This window comes from Microlunatus sagamiharensis, assembly GCF_900105785.1.
Classification (GTDB): Bacteria; Actinomycetota; Actinomycetes; order Propionibacteriales; family Propionibacteriaceae; genus Microlunatus; species Microlunatus sagamiharensis.
In genome coordinates, this window is sequence record NZ_LT629799.1 from 630,031 (window position 1) to 647,968 (window position 17,938).

Consider the following 17,938-nt stretch of genomic DNA (forward strand, 5'->3'; position numbering starts at 1 on the left):
CGTCGGCTGTGCCGGGGCGTAGCGTAGTGGCTAGCGCGTCTGCTTTGGGAGCAGAAGATCGCAGGTTCGAGTCCTGTCGCCCCGACCGGTAGAGTTCCGGCTCGGCCACCGGTCGTGCGGATGTAGCTCAATGGTAGAGCCCCAGTCTTCCAAACTGGCTACGCGGGTTCGATTCCCGTCATCCGCTCCAGGCCCCTCGTCATCGGGGCCTGAGCCACTCAGGCCAGCGCCCGCTCCAGGGCGGCGTACGTCTCCTCGACCGCTCCGGCGGTGCTGCGCAGGACGACGGCGCCGGGCCGGGCGGCGAGGACCTCGAGCAGCGCGTCGTACATCGCCCCGAGGAAGTCCGCCCCGCCGAGGGCGGCGACGACCTCGCGGTTGTGGCGGTTCCAGGCCGAGTCGTCGGTGCGCGTCTCGAAGCGGGCGAGCGCGGCGTCGCGGTCGTCGAGGAGGACGACCTCCCGGAAGTCCGCACCCCGGGCGTGCGCGATCTCCTCGAACGCCTCGACCTCGCTCAGCCGGGTGATGTTCTGGGGCATGACGACGTCGTGCCCCGAGCCGAGGTGGCTGGCGGCGAGCGCCTTGCCCAGCGGCCGGGCCAGCGCGTGCGTGTCCTGCCCCGGGTCCCGCCACCCGCCGATCAGGGGGTGCAGCTGGTCGATGTCCAGGTCGAGCGTGCCCGGGTGCCGATCGGCCCAGAGGCTGGCGAGCGTCGACTTGCCGATGCCGGGCGGCCCGTTGAGGTGGAGGAGCGTCGCCACCCGGCGACCGTAGCGGCAGGTTCGCGTACGCCGCCTGCGCGGACCCGTCCTGCCCCTACGATGCGCACTCGGGCGGATACGCCTGACGCGCGCACGAAGGAGGTGGCCGGCATGACGCTCTTCCTCGTCCTGGGCGTGGTCGGCCTCGTCCTGCTCGGCGTCTCGCTCCTGCTCGGCGACCTGTTCGACGGGATCTTCGACGCCCTGCCCTCCGACGTCTTCTCCAGCGCCGTCATCGGCGGCTTCGTGTCGGCCTTCGGCTTCGGCGCGGCGCTGAGCGACGGCCTGGGCACCCCGACCTGGCTCGCCGTGGTCGTCGGCGGCCTCGTCGGGGTGGTCTTCGCCTGGTTCGCCGGCTGGCTCACACGCGTGGTGCGTGGCGGCGGCAGCGACGACACCGTGACCACCGAGGACACCGTCGGTCGCGACGCCAAGGTCGTGACGGGCATCCCCGAGGGCGGGTTCGGCGTCGTCCGCGTGCTCGTCGGGGGCCACTCCCTGCAGCTGAACGCGCGCGCCGACGGTCCCGTCGAGCCGGGCACGGAGGTCTACGTCACCGCCGTGCTCTCGCCGACCGCGGTCGCGGTCGCCCCTGTCCACCGCGAGCTCGGATGAGCGCCCCGACCGTCGTCGCGGTGACCCTCCCGCACGCGACCCTGGACCCCAGCACCGCCACCTCCGCCACCTGAGCGGACCCACCCCGAGAGGCCCCACCCGTGCCCGTGCCCGACCTGCTGCTCCCCATCGGCGGCCTCGTCGTCCTGGTGATCCTCCTCGTGCTGCTGGTCACCAGCCGCTACAAGGTCGCCGGGCCCAACCAGGCCTTCATCGTCACCGGACGCAAGGGCAAGGCGGTGCTCAACCCGGAGACGGGCCAGCTCACCACCGACCTGTCGGGGCAGAAGGTCGTGCTGGGCGGCGGCTCCTTTGTAGTCCCGTTCGTGCAGCGGCTGGCGACCATGGACCTGTCGAGCCGGCGGATCTCGGTGCAGATCCGCGGCGCCGTCTCGGGTCAGGGCATCAAGCTCAACGTCGAGGGCGTGGCCATCGTCAAGGTGGGCGGCAACGCCGACCAGATCCGCCTGGCGGCCCAGCGCTTCCTGTCCCAGCAGAACGAGATCGAGCCCTTCACCCAGGAGGTGCTCGCCGGTGCGCTGCGCTCAATCGTGGGCGGGCTGACCGTCGAGCAGATCATCCGCGACCGCGCGGCCTTCGCCCAGCGCGTGGCCGACGAGAGCGAGAACTCCCTCACCGGCCAGGGCCTGATCCTCGACACGTTCCAGATCCAGGACGTCACCGACGACGGCAGCTACCTCGCCGACCTCGGCCGGCCCGAGGCCGCGCGCATCGGCCAGACCGCTGCGATCGCCGAGGCGAACGCCCGCCAGGCCGCCGAGCAGGCGCGCATCAAGTCGGAGGAGGAGATCGCGGTGGCCCAGCGCCAGCTCGCGCTGCGGCAGGCCGAGATCAGGTCCGAGACCGACGCGGCGTCCGCCCGCGCCGCCTCGGCCGGTCCGCTCGCGCAGGCCGACCGGGACCAGGCGATCCTGCTTGAGCAGGAGAAGGTGGCCGTCCGCCAGGCCGCGCTCACCGAGCGCCAGCTGGAGACGCAGGTCCGCAAGCCCGCCGACGCCAACCGCTACAAGGTGGAGCAGGAGGCCGCGGCCGCACGCAACGCGCAGATCGCCGCCGCCGAGGCGCGCAAGGCCTCGACCATCGCCGCCGCCCAGGCCAAGTCCGAGGAGGACCGCCTGACCGGTGAGGCCGAGCGGGCGCGGCGCTCCTCGCTCGCCGAGGCCGAGGCCATCGAGGGCGCCAAGCGCGGTGAGGCGGCCAAGGCCCGACGCGTCGCGGAGGCGGAGGCGACCCGGGCCGAGGGCGAGGCGAACGCCGCGGCCACGCTGGCCGTCGGCAACGCCGAGGCCGAGGCGATGAACAAGCGCGCGGAGGCCTTCGCGCAGTACAACGAGGCCGCCGTGCTGCAGATGCTCATCGAGGTCCTGCCACAGATCGCGAAGGAGGTCGCCGCGCCGATCAGCGCCATCGACCAGCTGACCGTCATCTCCACCGACGGCGCCGGCGCCCTGCCCCGCCAGGTCACCGACAACGTGACCCAGACGCTGCAGATGCTCAAGTCGGCGACGGGCCTCGACCTCGAGACGCTGATCGAGCGCTCGGCCGGACGTGTGAGCCAGAGCCTGGCCGGCCCGGCGGGTCACGTCAGCGGCAACGGGACGGGCGGCTCGCAGGCCTGACGGGGCGCCTGCCGCAGGCGGATTGGTGCGCCTGCGGCAGGCCCCCGTACGCTGGACCGTCGAGCCGGAGCGCGACGCGTACCGATCCGTCGGTCCGACGCGCCGTCCCGCCAGCCAGCCACAGACCTTCCAGGAGTCCCAGCACCGTGCCCAGCACCGTCGAGCAGCTCAGCCCCACGCGGGTCAAGATCACCGTCGAGATCCCCTTCAGGGACCTCAAGCCCAGCCTGGACAAGGCGTACGCCGACATCGCCCGCACGATCACCGTGCCCGGCTTCCGCAAGGGCAAGGTCCCCCCGATGGTCATCGACCAGCGCTTCGGGCGCGGAGTCGTCATCCAGGAGGCGTTCAACGACTCCTGGTCGCGCTTCTACGGCGCGGCGGTCACCGAGAACTCCCTGACGCCGCTGGCCCAGCCCGACGTCGAGGTCACCAAGCTCGAGGACGGCGACCTCATCGAGTTCACCGCCGAGGTCGACGTCCGTCCCGAGTTCGAGGTGCCGGACACCTCGGCGATCTCGGTCCAGGTGGGCGCCCTCGAGGTGGCCGACGGCATCGTCGACTCCCAGATCGACGTCCTGCGCAGCCGCTTCGGCAGCCGGACGACCGTCGAGCGCGGTGCCGCCGAGGGTGACCTCGTCACGCTGAGCCTCACCGCCAGCAACGACGGCGAGGCCCTGCCCGACGCCACCGCCGAGGACCTCGAGTACACCGTCGGCTCCGGCCAGATGCTCGACGGCCTGGACGAGGCCATCACCGGTCTGTCGGCGGGGGAGTCGGCGACGTTCCGCTCGACCCTGGTCGGCGGCCCGCTGAAGGACGAGGAGGCCGACATCGAGGTCACCGTCGCCAAGGTGCAGAGCCAGGAGCTCCCCGAGGCCGACGACGACTTCGCCCAGGAGGCGTCGGAGTTCGACACCATCGAGGAGCTGCGCGCCAGCATCGAGACGATGGCCACCAACGCGGCGCGGCTCGAGCAGGCCACGCAGGCCCGCGACGCCGTGCTCGAGGCGCTCGTCGACTCGATCGACGTCGCCGTGCCCGAGAACCTCCTCACCAACGAGCTCGAGGGTCGCCGCCAGCAGATCACCGGCCAGCTCGCGCAGGCCGGCCTCACCCTCGAGCAGTACCTCGCCGACAGCGAGGAGGACCAGACCGAGGAGGAGTTCTGGGCCGACGTCGAGCGTCGGGCGAACCAGTCGCTCAAGGCCCAGATGGTCCTCGACAAGGTCGCGGAGACCTCCGAGATCGGCGTCGACCAGAACGACCTGACGCAGCACATCCTGCGTCGCGCGCAGGCCGAGGGCACCGCGCCGCAGCAGATCGCGGAGCACCTGCAGGAGCACCCGCACCACATCGAGGAGTACATGGTCGAGATCCGGCGCGGCAAGGCGCTGGCGAGCATCGTCGAGGCCGCGACCGTGACCGACTCCAACGGCGGCACCGTCGACCTGAGCTCGATCCGTGAGGACGGCTCGCTCGGCTCGCCCGAGGACGACGCGCAGGACGAGGCCGCCGCGGCGGCCGTCCTCGCCGACGCCGAGTCCGCGCAGGACGAGCAGCAGGACGAGGACGCGCAGCAGTCCTGACCAGGACGCAGGGCGGTGCTCGCCGAGGCAGACTTGAGACAGTTCTGACGCCTCGTAGAGCCGAAGACGAGTTTCGCCCTGCACACTGGTGAGACCCAGGCACGACGGTCGGGGAGCGGCTCGGGGGAGCACCACCGTTCGTCGTCGCACGGGAGCGGAGGGCGGTTCCGGTCATCTGACCGGGCCGTCCTCCGGCCTTTCCGGGCCCTGCTGCCCGAGCACCCGGCGGTGGTCGACGGCTCATGAGGTCCGTCCCGGTCCTTGCAGGACCGTGCAGCCGTACGAGCGGTGCGGGTGGTGCGTGCACGACCGCTCAGGCGGTGCGTCCGGCCACTGCGCCGACAGCGAACAGCAGCGACGGCCCACCCGAAACGTCGGTGGCGCCGGGTAGGTTCGGCTCCGTGAACGCCTCCTTCAACTCACCCCTCGGCGCGGTCGAAGCCCCTCGCGCGGCGGCGCGTGGCGGGATCGGGCTGGACGACAACGTCTACCAGTCGCTCCTGGCCAACCGCATCATCTTCCTCGGCTCCGAGGTGCGCGACGAGAACGCGAACGCGATCTGCGCGCAGATGCTGCTGCTGAACGCCGAGGACCCGCACAAGGACATCTACCTCTACATCAACAGCCCCGGCGGTTCCGTCGACTCGGGCATGGCGATCTACGACACGATGAACTGGATCTCCAACGACGTCGCGACCGTGGCCATGGGCCTCGCGGCCTCGATGGGGCAGTTCCTGCTCTGCGCCGGCACCAAGGGCAAGCGCTACGCCCTGCCGCACAGCCGGATCATGATGCACCAGCCCTCCGGCGGCCTCGGCGGCACGGCGAGCGACATCCGCATCCAGGCCGAGCAGTCGCTGCACATCAAGAACGTCATGCAGAAGCTGATCGCCGAGCACACCGGTCAGACGCTCGAGCAGATCGAGTCGGACTCCGACCGCGACCGCTGGTTCACCGCCGACGAGGCCCTCAAGTACGGGCTGATCGACCGGGTCTACACCTCGGCCGCGCAGATCCCCGACGCCGCCGACGCGCCTAACTCCTGACCGCCCCGACACGTACGAAGGAACACCGATGAGCAGCAAGTTCGGAGCGCCGTTCGCCGAGGGGCAGCCGTTCGCCCCCCAGATGGACTACTACATCCCGCAGTGGGAGGAGCGCACGTCCTACGGGATGCGGCGCATCGACCCCTACACCAAGCTGTTCGAGGACCGCATCATCTTCCTCGGCACCCCGATCAGCGACGAGATCGCCAACGCGGTCATGGCCCAGCTCCTCTGCCTGCAGCAGATGGACGCCGACCGTGACATCGAGATCTACATCAACAGCCCCGGTGGCTCGTTCACCGCGCTGACGGCGATCTACGACACGATGCGCTACATCAAGCCCGACGTGCGTACGGTCTGCCTCGGGCAGGCCGCGTCGGCCGCCGCGGTGATCCTCGCCGCCGGCACCAAGGGCAAGCGTCTCGCGCTGCCGAACAGCCGGATCCTGATCCACCAGCCGGCGACCGAGGGCGGTTACGGCCAGTCCTCCGACATCGAGATCCAGGCCCGCGAGATCCTCCGGATCCGATCCCTGATGGAGGACATGCTCTCCACGGACACGGGCAAGTCCACCGACGAGGTCAGCCGCGACATCGAGCGCGACAAGTACCTCACCGCCGAGCAGGCGCTCGAGTACGGGATCATCGACGAGATCCTGACCTCGCTCAAGGCCGTCCCGGCCTGACGACCGCTGGGTCCCGGCTGCGGTGCGCCGCAGCCGGGACTCGCGATTTATCCCCCCATCCTCGAGGCTCGGGGCTTAGGGTGTGGGGACCACGAAAGCCCCCGACCGGGCACGGACGTGCCGTGTGTGTGCAGCAATGTGAGGAGATGGCGTGGCCCGGATCGGTGAGAGCGGCGACCTCCTCAAGTGCTCGTTCTGCGGCAAGAGCCAGAAGCAGGTCAAGAAGCTGATCGCAGGCCCCGGGGTCTACATCTGCGACGAGTGCATCGACCTGTGCAACGAGATCATCGAGGAGGAGTTTTCCGAGACCGGTGAGGTCGGGCTCCTCGACGAGCTGCCCAAGCCGCACCAGATCAGGCAGTTCCTCGACGGCTACGTCATCGGCCAGGGCAACGCCAAGAAGGCCCTCGCGGTCGCGGTCTACAACCACTACAAGCGGGTGCAGGCGCAGGCCAACGCGCCCGCCCGTCGCGGTGAGGACGACACCGTCGAGCTCGGCAAGAGCAACATCCTCCTGATCGGCCCGACCGGCTGCGGCAAGACCTACCTGGCCCAGACGCTGGCCAAGATGCTGAACGTCCCCTTCGCGATCGCCGACGCCACGGCGCTGACCGAGGCCGGTTACGTGGGCGAGGACGTCGAGAACATCCTCCTCAAGCTCATCCAGGCCGCCGACTTCGACGTCAAGAAGGCCGAGACCGGCATCATCTACATCGACGAGGTCGACAAGATCGCCCGCAAGAGCGAAAACCCGTCGATCACCCGCGACGTCTCCGGCGAGGGCGTGCAGCAGGCGCTGCTCAAGATCCTCGAGGGCACGTCGGCCTCGGTGCCGCCGCAGGGCGGGCGCAAGCACCCGCACCAGGACTTCATCCAGATCGACACGACGAACGTGCTGTTCATCGTCGGCGGCGCTTTCGCCGGCCTGGAGCACATCGTGTCCTCGCGGGTGGGCAAGCGGCCGCTCGGCTTCAACAACAGCGTCGACTCGCGCAAGCCCGACAGCGAGGACCCGTACGCCGACGTGCGTCCGGAGGACCTGGTGAAGTTCGGGCTGATCCCCGAGTTCATCGGGCGCCTGCCGATGATCTCCTCGGTCGCCCCGCTCGACCGCGACGCGCTGATCCGCATCCTCGTCGAGCCGAAGAACGCGCTCATCAAGCAGTTCCGCAAGCTCTTCGAGCTCGACGGCGTCGACCTCGAGTTCACCCCGGACGCCGTCGAGGCCGTCGCCGACCTCGCGCTGCTGCGCGGGACGGGCGCCCGCGGTCTCCGCGCGATCCTCGAAGAGGTCCTGCTCAACGTCATGTACGACGTCCCGAGCCGCGAGGACGTCGCCCAGGTCGTCATCACCGGCGAGGTCGTCCGCGACGCGGTCAACCCGACCCTCGTCCCCCGCGAGAAGTTCGCCAAGCGCGAGCGTCGCGAGAAGTCCGCCTGACCCTCCTTACGCCTCTCTGCGGGGAGGCCTGACGCTGCGGGTTCCGTGAGTGACCACTGGTCACTTGTGGTCGTTCTTGAGGCTCGCTAGCGACCCCTAATGACCACTGGTCTCCCGGACGACACGGGCAGATCGGCGTTGAGTACGGCTACACCTCAGGCCAGGCCCCAGCGTCGGAGGACTCGCTGTCGTCCGGCGGGTCTGAGCATCGAGGCGTTGAGCAGGCCCTCCCAGGCCTGCAGCCGGCAGACGTCCCAGGGCCGCCCGAGCAACTCGTCGCTCGCCCGGACGATCGAGGCGCCCTCGTGGAGCAGGTGCCGCTTGGTGAAGCCGTGTCGCTCCCAACCCGCGAGGGCCATGGCACGGTCGCGGCTCAAGTCCGAGGCGTGAGTCAGCGGCTCGCGGTGGATGCCACCGTCGTACTCGTGGACGCGTCGCGTGCCGCAGATCCAGAGATCAGCGCGAGCCACGAAGCGTCCGTGCTTGTCCGTCAGCTCGTGCTGCGGCTCCACGGGGATGTCCGCAGCGTCGTGAAGCATGCGCATCACGGACTCCCAGGCCGACTCGCTCCGCGGGTCGATCAGCGGGATCAACGCCCTCAGCGCAGGCGCACCGCGGCGGCGGGTGCCAGACGACACCTGGGCCAGTTCCTCGACGGTCACGTCGCCCTGGCGGACCGCTGAGTCCGCGAGCACGATCACGTCCAGCGGCGTGAGGTCGCGAGCGAGGGCGAGCAGGGTCTCGGCCGGTGTGGTCAGACGTAGCCCGCGAAGGTCACGCATCTCCGGAGGGTGCGGATGGCGGTAGACGAGTGCTCCGGGCCGCCGCGGTCGGGGTTCCGAGGAGGGCATAGCCGCGAAGACCGGGTGCGGTGGCGCCTCCGGCAGCCACCAGCCGTACGCATTGGCGGCGGTCAGATGGGTGAAGCCCGCCGTCGCCGGCAGGACGAGCGTCCATGCACGAAGCAGGTCGTCGCCGGCGAGCGTCGTGCCGCGCGGAGTCCACAGCCCGCGCGCCACGCGGTCCCAGGTCCGCCGCGGAGCCTTGCCGAGTACGAGATCCACACCAAGGTCGTAAGGAGGACGCGCGGATCGTGCCGGTCCGACGGCGGACTGTGGACGAGGCCGCCGGCCGCCTGTGGAGAAGCCCCGCTCGTCGACCGACCACTGGTCAGTAGAGGGCGGTTTCGCCACTCAGGAGCGACCACAGATGACCAGTGGTCGTTCCAGGGAGGCGAAGTGACGAGCGGGCAGGGCGCGGACGCGAGGTGGCGGGGGACCAGGGTCAGGGACCCAACGGTCAGGCGCGCAGGGCCTTCTCGACGTCGGGCTCGAGCTTGTCCGGGGTGGTGGTCGGGGCGAAGCGGTCGAGGACCTGGCCGTCGCGGCCGACGAGGAACTTGGTGAAGTTCCACTTGATGGCGCCGCCGAGCAGGCCGGAACGCTCGTCCTTGAGCCAGCGGAAGAGCGGGTGGGCGTCCTCGCCGTTGACGTCGACCTTGGCGAACATCGGAAAGCTGACGCCGTAGTTCATCGTGCAGAAGTCGGAGATCTCCTCCGCCGAGCCCGGCTCCTGGTGCGCGAACTGGTCGCAGGGGAAGCCGAGCACGACCAGGCCCTCGTCCTTGTGCTCTCGGTAGAGCTGCTCGAGGCCCTCGTACTGCGGCGTGAGCCCGCACTTGGAGGCGGTGTTGACGACGAGCACGACCTGCCCGTCGTACGTGGAGAGCGGGGTCTCGACGCCGGTGAGCGAGGTGGCGGTGAAGTCGGAGAGGGGCACGTACCGATCGTAGGTCGGGACTAACCAGCGCGGGCGACGCCTTGTCACCAGCATGAAGAGCATCGTCTACCGCACCACCGGCGACCCGTCCGTCCTCGAGCTCGTCGAGCGTCCCGTGCCCGAGCCCGGTCCGGGCGAGGTCCGCGTGAACATCGCGGTCTCCGGGGTCAACCCGACCGACTGGAAGTCGCGCGTGGGCAGCAAGCCGGGCGAGGACCTGCCGTTCGCCGAAGTGACGCCCAACCAGGACGGCGCCGGCACCGTCGAGGCCATCAGCCCCGAGGCCGCCGAGCTCAACCCGCAGCTCGAGGTCGGCGACCGGGTCTGGATCTTCCTGGCCCAGCATCAGCGCCCGACGGGCACGGCGCAGGAGTACGTGACCGTCCCCGTCGAGCACGTCGTGCGTCTGCCCGACGGCATCTCCTTCGACGTCGGCGCCTCGCTGGGCGTCCCGGCGATGACCGCCCACCGCGCGCTGACCGTCGCCGAGGGGGGCCCGACCCGCCTCCACCCGGGTGCGCTGGAGGGCCGTACGGTCCTCGTCGCCGGGGGAGCGGGCGCCGTCGGCCACGCTGCCATCCAGCTGGCCCGCTGGGCGGGCGCGACGGTGGTCACCACCATCAGCAGCGACGAGAAGGCCGCGCTGGCCACGGCCGCCGGCGCGCACCACGTCGTGAACTACCGCACCTCCGACGCCGCCGCCGAGATCCAGCGCGTGGCGCCCGACGGCATCGACCTCGTCGCCGAGGTGGCGCCGGGCCCGAACGCCCAGCTCGACCTCGCGGTCCTGAACAACCACGGCACGATCGCGGTGTACGCGAACGACGGTGGCGAGAGCGTCACCTTCGACATCATCCCGTTCTTCGCGCGCAACCTGCGCTTCCAGGGCCTGCTGCTCTACACCGTCGGTGAGGACGCGCTCCAGGTCGCCGCCGAGGACATCACGGCCGCGCTCGTCGACGGCGTGCTCGGCGTCGGCGAGGAGCACGGCCTGCCGCTGCTGCGCTTCCCGCTCGAGGAGACCGCCGCCGCGCACGAGGCGGTGCAGTCCGGGGCCGTCGGCAAGGTCCTCATCTACGTCGCCTGAGCCACTGACTGACCCGGTCGGCGGGCAACCCGCCTGGCACGATGAAGGCCACGATCCGTACGACCCGAGGAGCAGCCGTGACGAACCCCGACCCCCGCGAGGGCCTCGACCATGATCACCCGGGCGGTCTGATCGAGGGCGGCCAGGCCGACGTCCCCGGCGTGCAGGACCGCGGGCCGGCCGACGCCGACGAGGAGGCCGAGACGGGCGCGCAGAGCACGACGGGCGGGACGGCCGAGGCCGCTCCGCCCGCCGACGAGGAGTAGGGCCCCACGGGGCCGGGTGTCCGTGGAGGCTCAGCCCTCCGCGGGCACCAGCTCCACGTCCAGCACCAGCGGCGCCTCGCCGGCGGTCCAGACGACGTCGCCGGTGACCCGGCCGACGGCCCGGAGGTCGGCCTCGACGCCACGGAGCCGCTCCAGCGAACCCTCCGGCCCGCGCAGCTCGACCCGGGCGACCTCGGTCTTCATCGAGACCTTGGCCGAGGACTTGGCCCCCCGCAGCCCGGCGAGCGCCGTCGCGACGTCGGCCATCAGCGCGGCGTCGCCCTCGACGGCGAGCTCGCCGGCGCTCGGCCAGGCCGCGTGGTGGATCGAACCGTCCTGCCACCACGACCACACCTCCTCGGTCGCGAAGGGCATGATCGGCGCGAGCAGCCGCAGCAGCGTGTGCAGCGCCAGCCCGAGGGCCGCACGGGCCGAGGCCGCGGGCTGCTCGCCCTGCGCCCCGTACGCGCGCTCCTTGACCACCTCGAGGAAGTCGTCGCAGAAGGCCCAGAAGAAGGTCTCGGTCACCTCGAGCGCACCGGTGTAGTCGTACGCCTCGAAGGCCGCGGTCGCCTGCTCCACCACCTGCGCCAGCCCGACGAGCAGCGCCCGGTCGACCGGCTCGGTGACCAGCGAGCGGTCCAGGGTCTCGGGGCCGACGCCGAAGCCGAGCACGAACTTGCTCGCGTTCAGCACCTTCAGCGCCAGCCGGCGCCCGACCTTCATCTCCCGCTCGTCGAAGGGGGAGTCCATGCCCGGCCGGGCCTTGGCCGCGCGCCAGCGGACCGCGTCCGAGCCGTAGCGGTCGAGGATCTCGGTCGGCACGACGACGTTGCCCTTGGACTTGCTCATCTTCTTGCGGTCGGGGTCCATGACGAACCCGCTGACCATCGAGCGCGCCCAGGGCAGCGAGTGGTTCTCGTAGTGCGCCCGCACGACCCGCGAGAACAGCCAGGTGCGGATGATCTCGTGGGCGTGGGTGTTCAGGTCCATCGGGAAGGTCATCGCGAACAGCTCCGGGTCGCGCTCCCAGCCGCACACGATCTGCGGCGTGAGCGAGGAGACCGCCCAGGTGTCCATCACGTCGGGGTCGGCGACGAACCCGCCGGTCTGCCCGCGCTGGTCCTCGGTGTAGCCGTCGGGCACGTCGCTGCTGGGGTCGACCGGCAGACGGTCCTCGGCCGGCAGCAGGGGGTGCGCGTAGTCCGGCTCGCCGTCGGCGTCGACCGGGTACCAGACCGGGAACGGCACGCCGAAGAAGCGCTGGCGCGAGACGAGCCAGTCGCCGTTGAGCCCGTTGACCCAGTTGTCGTAGCGGTACTTCATGTGCTGCGGCACCCAGGCGAGCTCCTCGCCGCGGGCCACGAACGTCGCCTTGAGGTCGGCGTCGCGCCCGCCGTTGCGGATGTACCACTGCCGCGTCGAGACGATCTCGAGCGGCTTCTCGCCGCGCTCGTAGAAGTTCGCCTTGCGCTGCGTCGGGGTCGGCTCGCCGTCGAGGGCACCCGACTCGCGGAGGGCGGCGACCACGGCCTCGCGCGCCGAGAAGGTCGTCTTGCCCGCGATCGCCTCCCACGTGGCCGGGTCGGCGATCCACTCCGGCTGCTCGCGCAGGATCCGGCCGTCGCGACCGATGATCACGCGGGTGGGCAGCTGCAGCTCGCGCCACCAGGTGACGTCGGTCAGGTCGCCGAACGTGCAGCACATGACCAGGCCCGAGCCCTTGTCCGGCTCGGCCGCCTCGTGCGCGACCACCGGCAGCTCCACGCCGTAGAGCGGCGAGGTCACGGTCTGCCCGAACAGGTCGGCGTAGCGCTCGTCGTCGGGGTGGGCGATCAGGGCGACGCAGGCGGCGATCAGCTCGGGGCGCGTCGTCTCGATGTACGCCGGGTTGCCGTCGGCCTTGGTGAACGCGACCTTGTGGTACGCGCCGGGGTAGTCGCGGGCCTCCAGCTCGGCCTGCGCGACCGCGGTCTGGAAGGTCACGTCCCACAGCGTCGGCGCCTCCGACAGGTACGCCTCGCCGCGCTGCACGTTGCGCAGGAACGCCGTCTGCGCGACGGCCTGGGAGTCGTCGGAGATGGTCGTGTAGAGGCTCGACCAGTCCACGCTCAGGCCCACGCGGCGCCACATGTCCTCGAAGACCTGCTCGTCGAGGTTCGTCAGCTCGTGGCACAGCGCGACGAAGTTGCGCCGGCTGATCGGCACCTGGTTCTTCGGGTCGGGCTTGGCCGGCGGGGTGAAGTCCGGGTCGTACGCGACGCTCGGGTCGCAGCGCACGCCGTAGTAGTTCTGCACGCGGCGCTCGGTCGGAAGGCCGTTGTCGTCCCAGCCGATCGGGTAGAAGACGTGCTTGCCGGTCATCCGCTGGTAGCGGGCGACCAGGTCGGTGTGGGTGTAGGAGAAGACGTGGCCCACGTGGAGCGAGCCCGAGACCGTGGGCGGCGGGGTGTCGATGCTGTAGACCTGCGCGCGAGCCGCGGCCGGGTCGCCCTGCGGGCGGACGAAGGCGTACGTGCCGTCGGCGCGCCAGCGCTCGAGCCAGCGCCCCTCGAGGCCCTCCAGCGCCGGGCGGTCCGGGACCAACGAGATCGTGCGGGGGTCCGTGGCGGTGGTGGTCACGAGCGTCGATCTTAGTGGTGGCGGTGGGCAGAACTAGACTCGTGAGGCCATGCCTGACACCGCCCTGACCGCGCCCGGAACCGACGAGACCCGCACCCACGCCGACGTCGTCCGCGACCTCACGAGCCGGTGGCCCGAGCACCGCGTCGCGCCGTCGCTGGGCCGCATCACCGCGCTGACCGAGCTGCTCGGCGACCCGCAGCGCGCGTACCCCGTGATCCACGTGACCGGCACCAACGGCAAGGGCAGCACGGCGGCGATGACCGAGTCGCTGCTGCGCGCCGCCGGCCTGCGCACCGGGCGCTTCACCAGCCCGCACCTGACCGCGCTCACCGAGCGGATCAGCATCGACGGCGAGCCGATCTCCGACGAGCGCTTCGACGAGGTCTGGGCCGAGCTCGAGCCGTACGTGGCGATCGTCGACGAGCAGCGTATCGACGGCGTCGTGTGCACCTTCTTCGAGATCATGACGGCGATGGCCTTCGCGGCCTTCGCCGACGCCCCCGTCGACGTCGCCGTGATCGAGGTCGGGCTCGGCGGCACCTGGGACGCGACGAACGTCGCCGACGGCGGGGTCGCCGTGATCACCCCGATCGACCTCGACCACACCCACCTGCTCGGCTCGACGGTCGCCGAGATCGCGCGCGAGAAGGCCGGGATCATCAAGCCCGGCGCGCACGCCATCCTGGCCGGCCAGCCCCTGGAGGCCGCGCAGGTGCTGCTCGAGCGCTGCGCCGAGGTCGGCGCGCTGCCGCAGCGGGAGGGCATCGACTTCGGCGTCCTCGGCCGCCAGCTCGCGGTCGACGGCCAGCTGGTCCGTCTCAACGGGGCTGAGGGCCCGGTCGAGGACGTGTTCGTGCCGCTCCACGGGGCGCACCAGGCGTCGAACGCCGGCCTCGCCCTCGCCGCGGTCGAGGCGTTCCTCGGCCTCAAGGCGCTCAACCCCGACGTCGCCCGCGAGGGCTTCGCGCAGGTCACCGTGCCCGGCCGGCTGGAGGTCGTCCGCCGCTCGCCGACCGTCCTGCTCGACGCGGCGCACAACCCGCACGGCGCCGCCGCGGCCGTCGCCGCCCTGGACGAGGCCTTCGACCTCACCCCGCTCGTCGGCGTCCTCGGTGTGATGGCCGACAAGGACGTCCGCGGCCTGCTCGAGACGTTCGAGCCCGCGCTCACCCACGTGGTCGTCACCCAGGTCGCGTCCAGCGGCCGGGGGATGCCGGCCGAGGAGCTCGGCGAGCTCGCGGCCGAGGTCTTCGGCGCCGAGCGCGTCACCGTCGCCCCGCGCCTCGACGACGCGCTCGAGACGGCCGTCGGGCTCGCCGAGGGCGACGGCGCCGGTTCGTCGGGCGTGATCGTCAGCGGTTCCGTGGTGCTCGTGGGCGAGGCGAGGGGCCTCCTGGTCGGGAACGGCCAGGCCGGCGCCGGCTCGCCGAACCCGGGCGAGGAGGCCGACGGCGACGACGACTGGGACCCGCTCGAGGCCGACCTCGGCGGCGACGAGCCCACCGACGAGGAGCGGGAGAGCTGGACGTGACGTCCTCCACCCCGGCCGTCCCGCCGAACGCGTCGCCGGTCACGCTGAGCCCCAAGAACCCGATGCGGGTCGTCCTGTTGTCGGTCCTGCTGTTCGAGGTCATCGTGTTCGCGCTCGCGATCCCGGTGATGATCCTCGTCTCCGACGTCGACCCCCTGCCCGCCGCGCTGCTCGGCAGCGGTTCGGCGGTGCTCGCGCTCGTGGCCGCGGGGCTGCTGCGCAAGCCGCTCGGCTACCCGATCGGCTGGCTCGCCCAGCTCGCCGGGCTGCTGCTCGGCCTGCTCACGCCCTCGATGTTCATCGTCGGCGGCATGTTCGCCGCGCTCTGGGTCGTCTCCTTCGTCCTCGGCAAGCGACTCGACGCACGTCAGGCGCCCGCGGCGTCCTGAGAGGCCGCTGAAGGAGGACGTAGCGGAGCCGTAACTCCGAGGTGCTCCCGTCGGCGGCGGACGAGCACTACGGTGCTGCCACCGGACCGCGGGCACAGGCCCGCGCAACGCTCCGGCGGGCGGGAGAGAGCCGGATGATCGACTGGTCGACCGAGTGGTACCGCACGCTGCTCTGGCTCGCGGGCGCCTACCTCCTCTGCGCCATCGGGGCCTTCGTCCTCGGGGTCGTCCTCTGCCGCAGGACGCGCTTCGGACGGCAGTTCTGGCGGTTGGCCGGGCCCTACTTCACGCCCCGGCGAGGCGACCGCAGCAGCGTCAGGCCGCTGCTCACCGTCCTGCTGCTGCTGTTCTTCACGGTCTTCGGCGTGCGGCTCAGCGTGCTGGCCTCCAACAACGGCAACGCGCTCTACACGGCCCTGCAGGAGAAGGACCCGCCCACCTTCTGGAGGGCCATCGCCGCGTACGCGGTGCTCGCCCTCATCGCGGTGGCTCAGGCGGTCGTCGTCTACTACGTGAGCTACCTGCAGACGATCCGCTGGCGCCAGTGGACCAACCGCCAGGTCGTCACCGACTGGTTGAGCGGCACCGCGTACCACCGCGGGCGGTTCATCGCCGAGCCGGTCGACAACCCCGAGCAGCGCATCCAGGCCGACGTGTCGTCCTTCACCAGCGACACCCAGACCCTCGTGCTCGGTCTCATCGGCGCGATGCTGACGCTCGTCTCCTTCACCGCCATCCTGTGGCGCCTGTCGGGGCCGGTCGACGTCGGCGGGATCACCGTGCCGAAGGCGCTCGTGATCATCGCCTACGCCTTCATCCTGGTCGCGACCTGGTTCGCCATCAGGATCGGCCGTCCGCTGATCAGGCTGAACTTCCTCGCCGAGCGGCTCAACGCCTCCTACCGCTACTCGCTGACGCGGGTGCGCGACAACTCCGAGGCGATCGCGCTCTACGGCGGCGAGGGCGTCGAGGAGGGCGGGCTGCAGACGCGGTTCTCCGCCGTCATCGCCAACCAGTGGGCGCTGGTCTGGCGGAACCTCAAGTTCCAGGGCTACAACGTCCTCATCAGCCAGGTCGTCGGGATCATCGCCGTCCTGGTGCAGGCCCCGCGCTACTTCGCGGGCCAGATCACCTTCGGCGACCTCACCCAGTCCGACACCGCCTTCGGCAACGTCGCCGGCTCGCTCTCCTTCTTCCGCAACGCGTACGACGACTTCGCCTCCTACCGCGCCACGCTCGACCGCCTCACCGGGCTGCTGGACGCGAACGCCCAGGCGAGGGCCCTGCCGGTGCCGCTGCGCTCGGGACGCTCGAACGGGCTGGAGGTCGAGGGCCTGGACGTCTTCCGCCCGGGCGGCGAGCCGCTGGTCAGCCGGCTCGACCTGAGCCTCGTACCGGGGGAGTGGCTGCTGGTGCGCGGCCGCTCGGGCAGCGGCAAGACGACGCTGCTGCGGGGCCTTGCCGGCCTGTGGCCCTACGTGCGTGGTGTCGTCTCCCGGCCCCAGGGCCAGGTCGTCTTCTGCGCGCAGCAGCCGTACCTGCCGCTGGGCACGCTGCGCTCGGCGATCACCTACCCGGCGCCGGAGGACGCCTTCCCCGACCACGCGGTGCGTCGCGTGCTGGCCGACGTCCAGCTCGGGCACCTCGCCGAGCACCTCGACGAGACGAAGGACTGGATGACCACGCTGTCGCCGGGCGAGCGTCAGCGGCTGGCGTTCGGGCGGGTGCTGCTCCTGCAGCCCGACCTCGTCTTCTTCGACGAGAGCACCTCGGCGCTCGACGAGGGCATGGAGCACGCGCTCTACGCCCTCGTCCGCGAACGGCTGCCGCGCACCTCGGTGGTTAGCGTGGGGCACCGCAGCAGCCTGGGCGCCTCGCACCGGCGCGAGCTGGTCCTGCTCGGGCAGGGCGCGTGGACCAGCGGCTCGCTGGTTCGCGACAGCGCGTCCTGACCCTGGTTGGCGGCGGTGCCCCCGGCGTCCGGCCGATAGGGTTCCGGCCATGACCACCACGCCGCCCGAGGCCCCGACGCAGCGCTCCTTCGTCCTCATCAAGCCCGACGCGGTGCGCCGCGGCCTCGTGGGTGCGGTGCTGGCGCGCTTCGAGGGCAAGGGCCTGCGGATCGTGACCATGGAGCTGCGCCAGGTGACCGGCGAGGAGTCCGACCAGCACTACGCCGAGCACGTCGACCGCCCGTTCTACCCGCCGCTGCGCGCGTTCATCACCTCCGGCCCGTCCGTCGCCCTGGTGCTCGAGGGCGACGAGGCGATCGAGGTCGTCCGCGCGCTGAACGGCGCCACCGACGGTCGCAAGGCCGCCCCGGGGACGATCCGCGGAGACTTCTCGCTGTCCAACCGCGAGAACCTCGTGCACGGCTCGGACTCGCCCGAGTCGGCCGCCCGGGAGATCGCGTTCTGGTTCCCCGGGCTGGGCTGACCGTCCGGGGGTAGAGATCTCGCGGTCCGGAGGGGTCCCTCGGGCCGG

The 17,938-nt window shown here is 71.3% G+C and carries 16 protein-coding genes and 2 tRNA genes; 14 read left to right on the forward strand and 4 right to left on the reverse strand.

The window, feature by feature from the left end:
• Positions 1-12: 12 nt before the first annotated feature.
• Positions 13-85: transfer RNA gene (locus BLU42_RS02885), tRNA-Pro, on the forward strand.
• A 31-nt stretch (positions 86-116) separates the two neighbouring features.
• Positions 117-190, forward strand: a tRNA-Gly gene (locus BLU42_RS02890).
• Positions 191-218: 28 nt separating this feature from the next.
• On the opposite strand, the gene BLU42_RS02895 is transcribed toward BLU42_RS02890, so the two are convergent.
• Complete coding sequence (locus BLU42_RS02895) at positions 219-761, reverse strand: AAA family ATPase (protein WP_091073181.1); 543 nt, start codon at positions 759-761, stop codon at positions 219-221.
• A 111-nt stretch (positions 762-872) separates the two neighbouring features.
• Here BLU42_RS02895 and BLU42_RS02900 point away from each other — a divergent pair, with 111 nt between their 5' ends.
• From BLU42_RS02900 to clpX, 6 genes are all read left to right on the forward strand, one after another.
• Positions 873-1,376: an NfeD family protein gene (locus BLU42_RS02900; protein WP_157719737.1), complete on the forward strand. Its 504-nt coding sequence runs from the start codon at positions 873-875 to the stop codon at positions 1,374-1,376.
• A 101-nt stretch (positions 1,377-1,477) separates the two neighbouring features.
• Entirely contained in the window at positions 1,478-3,016 is a 1,539-nt protein-coding gene (locus tag BLU42_RS02905) for a flotillin family protein (protein WP_197680588.1), read from the forward strand.
• A gap of 146 nt (positions 3,017-3,162) precedes the next feature.
• Positions 3,163-4,605, forward strand: a complete 1,443-nt coding sequence (tig, locus tag BLU42_RS02910; protein ID WP_091073183.1) for a trigger factor — start codon at positions 3,163-3,165, stop codon at positions 4,603-4,605.
• A gap of 401 nt (positions 4,606-5,006) precedes the next feature.
• Positions 5,007-5,651, forward strand: coding sequence for an ATP-dependent Clp protease proteolytic subunit (locus BLU42_RS02915; protein WP_091073184.1), 645 nt, complete (start codon positions 5,007-5,009; stop codon positions 5,649-5,651).
• A gap of 82 nt (positions 5,652-5,733) precedes the next feature.
• Positions 5,734-6,336, forward strand: a complete 603-nt coding sequence (locus BLU42_RS02920) for an ATP-dependent Clp protease proteolytic subunit (RefSeq protein WP_091079189.1) — start codon at positions 5,734-5,736, stop codon at positions 6,334-6,336.
• A gap of 151 nt (positions 6,337-6,487) precedes the next feature.
• Positions 6,488-7,777, forward strand: coding sequence for an ATP-dependent Clp protease ATP-binding subunit ClpX (clpX, locus tag BLU42_RS02925; RefSeq protein ID WP_091073185.1), 1,290 nt, complete (start codon positions 6,488-6,490; stop codon positions 7,775-7,777).
• Between the two features lie 155 nt (positions 7,778-7,932).
• On the opposite strand, the gene BLU42_RS02930 is transcribed toward clpX, so the two are convergent.
• Together BLU42_RS02930 and BLU42_RS02935 are read right to left on the reverse strand one after the other, a co-directional pair.
• Positions 7,933-8,796, reverse strand: coding sequence for a hypothetical protein (locus tag BLU42_RS02930; RefSeq protein ID WP_157719738.1), 864 nt, complete (start codon positions 8,794-8,796; stop codon positions 7,933-7,935).
• A 280-nt stretch (positions 8,797-9,076) separates the two neighbouring features.
• Entirely contained in the window at positions 9,077-9,556 is a 480-nt protein-coding gene (locus BLU42_RS02935; protein WP_172825740.1) for a glutathione peroxidase, read from the reverse strand.
• A gap of 52 nt (positions 9,557-9,608) precedes the next feature.
• Between BLU42_RS02935 and BLU42_RS02940 the strand changes: the two genes are divergently transcribed.
• Positions 9,609-10,643 (forward strand): NADPH:quinone reductase, encoded by a 1,035-nt coding sequence (locus BLU42_RS02940; RefSeq protein WP_091073187.1) that lies wholly within the window; start codon positions 9,609-9,611, stop codon positions 10,641-10,643.
• A gap of 77 nt (positions 10,644-10,720) precedes the next feature.
• Positions 10,721-10,909 carry a hypothetical protein gene (locus BLU42_RS02945; protein ID WP_091073188.1) on the forward strand — a complete coding sequence of 63 codons (189 nt, stop codon included), beginning with the start codon at positions 10,721-10,723 and terminating at the stop codon, positions 10,907-10,909.
• A gap of 30 nt (positions 10,910-10,939) precedes the next feature.
• Here the strand turns inward: BLU42_RS02945 and valS are convergent, their stop codons facing one another.
• Positions 10,940-13,531, reverse strand: coding sequence for a valine--tRNA ligase (gene valS, locus BLU42_RS02950; RefSeq protein WP_091073189.1), 2,592 nt, complete (start codon positions 13,529-13,531; stop codon positions 10,940-10,942).
• Positions 13,532-13,580: 49 nt separating this feature from the next.
• Between valS and BLU42_RS02955 the strand changes: the two genes are divergently transcribed.
• From BLU42_RS02955 to ndk, 4 genes are all read left to right on the forward strand, one after another.
• Positions 13,581-15,065 (forward strand): bifunctional folylpolyglutamate synthase/dihydrofolate synthase, encoded by a 1,485-nt coding sequence (locus tag BLU42_RS02955; protein WP_091073190.1) that lies wholly within the window; start codon positions 13,581-13,583, stop codon positions 15,063-15,065.
• Complete coding sequence (locus tag BLU42_RS02960; protein ID WP_231918412.1) at positions 15,062-15,454, forward strand: DUF4233 domain-containing protein; 393 nt, start codon at positions 15,062-15,064, stop codon at positions 15,452-15,454. Before BLU42_RS02955 ends, BLU42_RS02960 begins: the two co-directional genes overlap by 4 nt.
• Before the next feature lie 134 nt (positions 15,455-15,588).
• A complete protein-coding gene (locus BLU42_RS02965; protein ID WP_091073191.1) occupies positions 15,589-17,406 on the forward strand; it encodes an ABC transporter ATP-binding protein/permease in 1,818 nt (605 codons plus the stop codon).
• A 49-nt stretch (positions 17,407-17,455) separates the two neighbouring features.
• On the forward strand, positions 17,456-17,890 hold the full coding sequence (ndk, locus tag BLU42_RS02970; protein ID WP_091073192.1) for a nucleoside-diphosphate kinase: 435 nt from the start codon (positions 17,456-17,458) through the stop codon (positions 17,888-17,890).
• Positions 17,891-17,938: the final 48 nt, after the last annotated feature.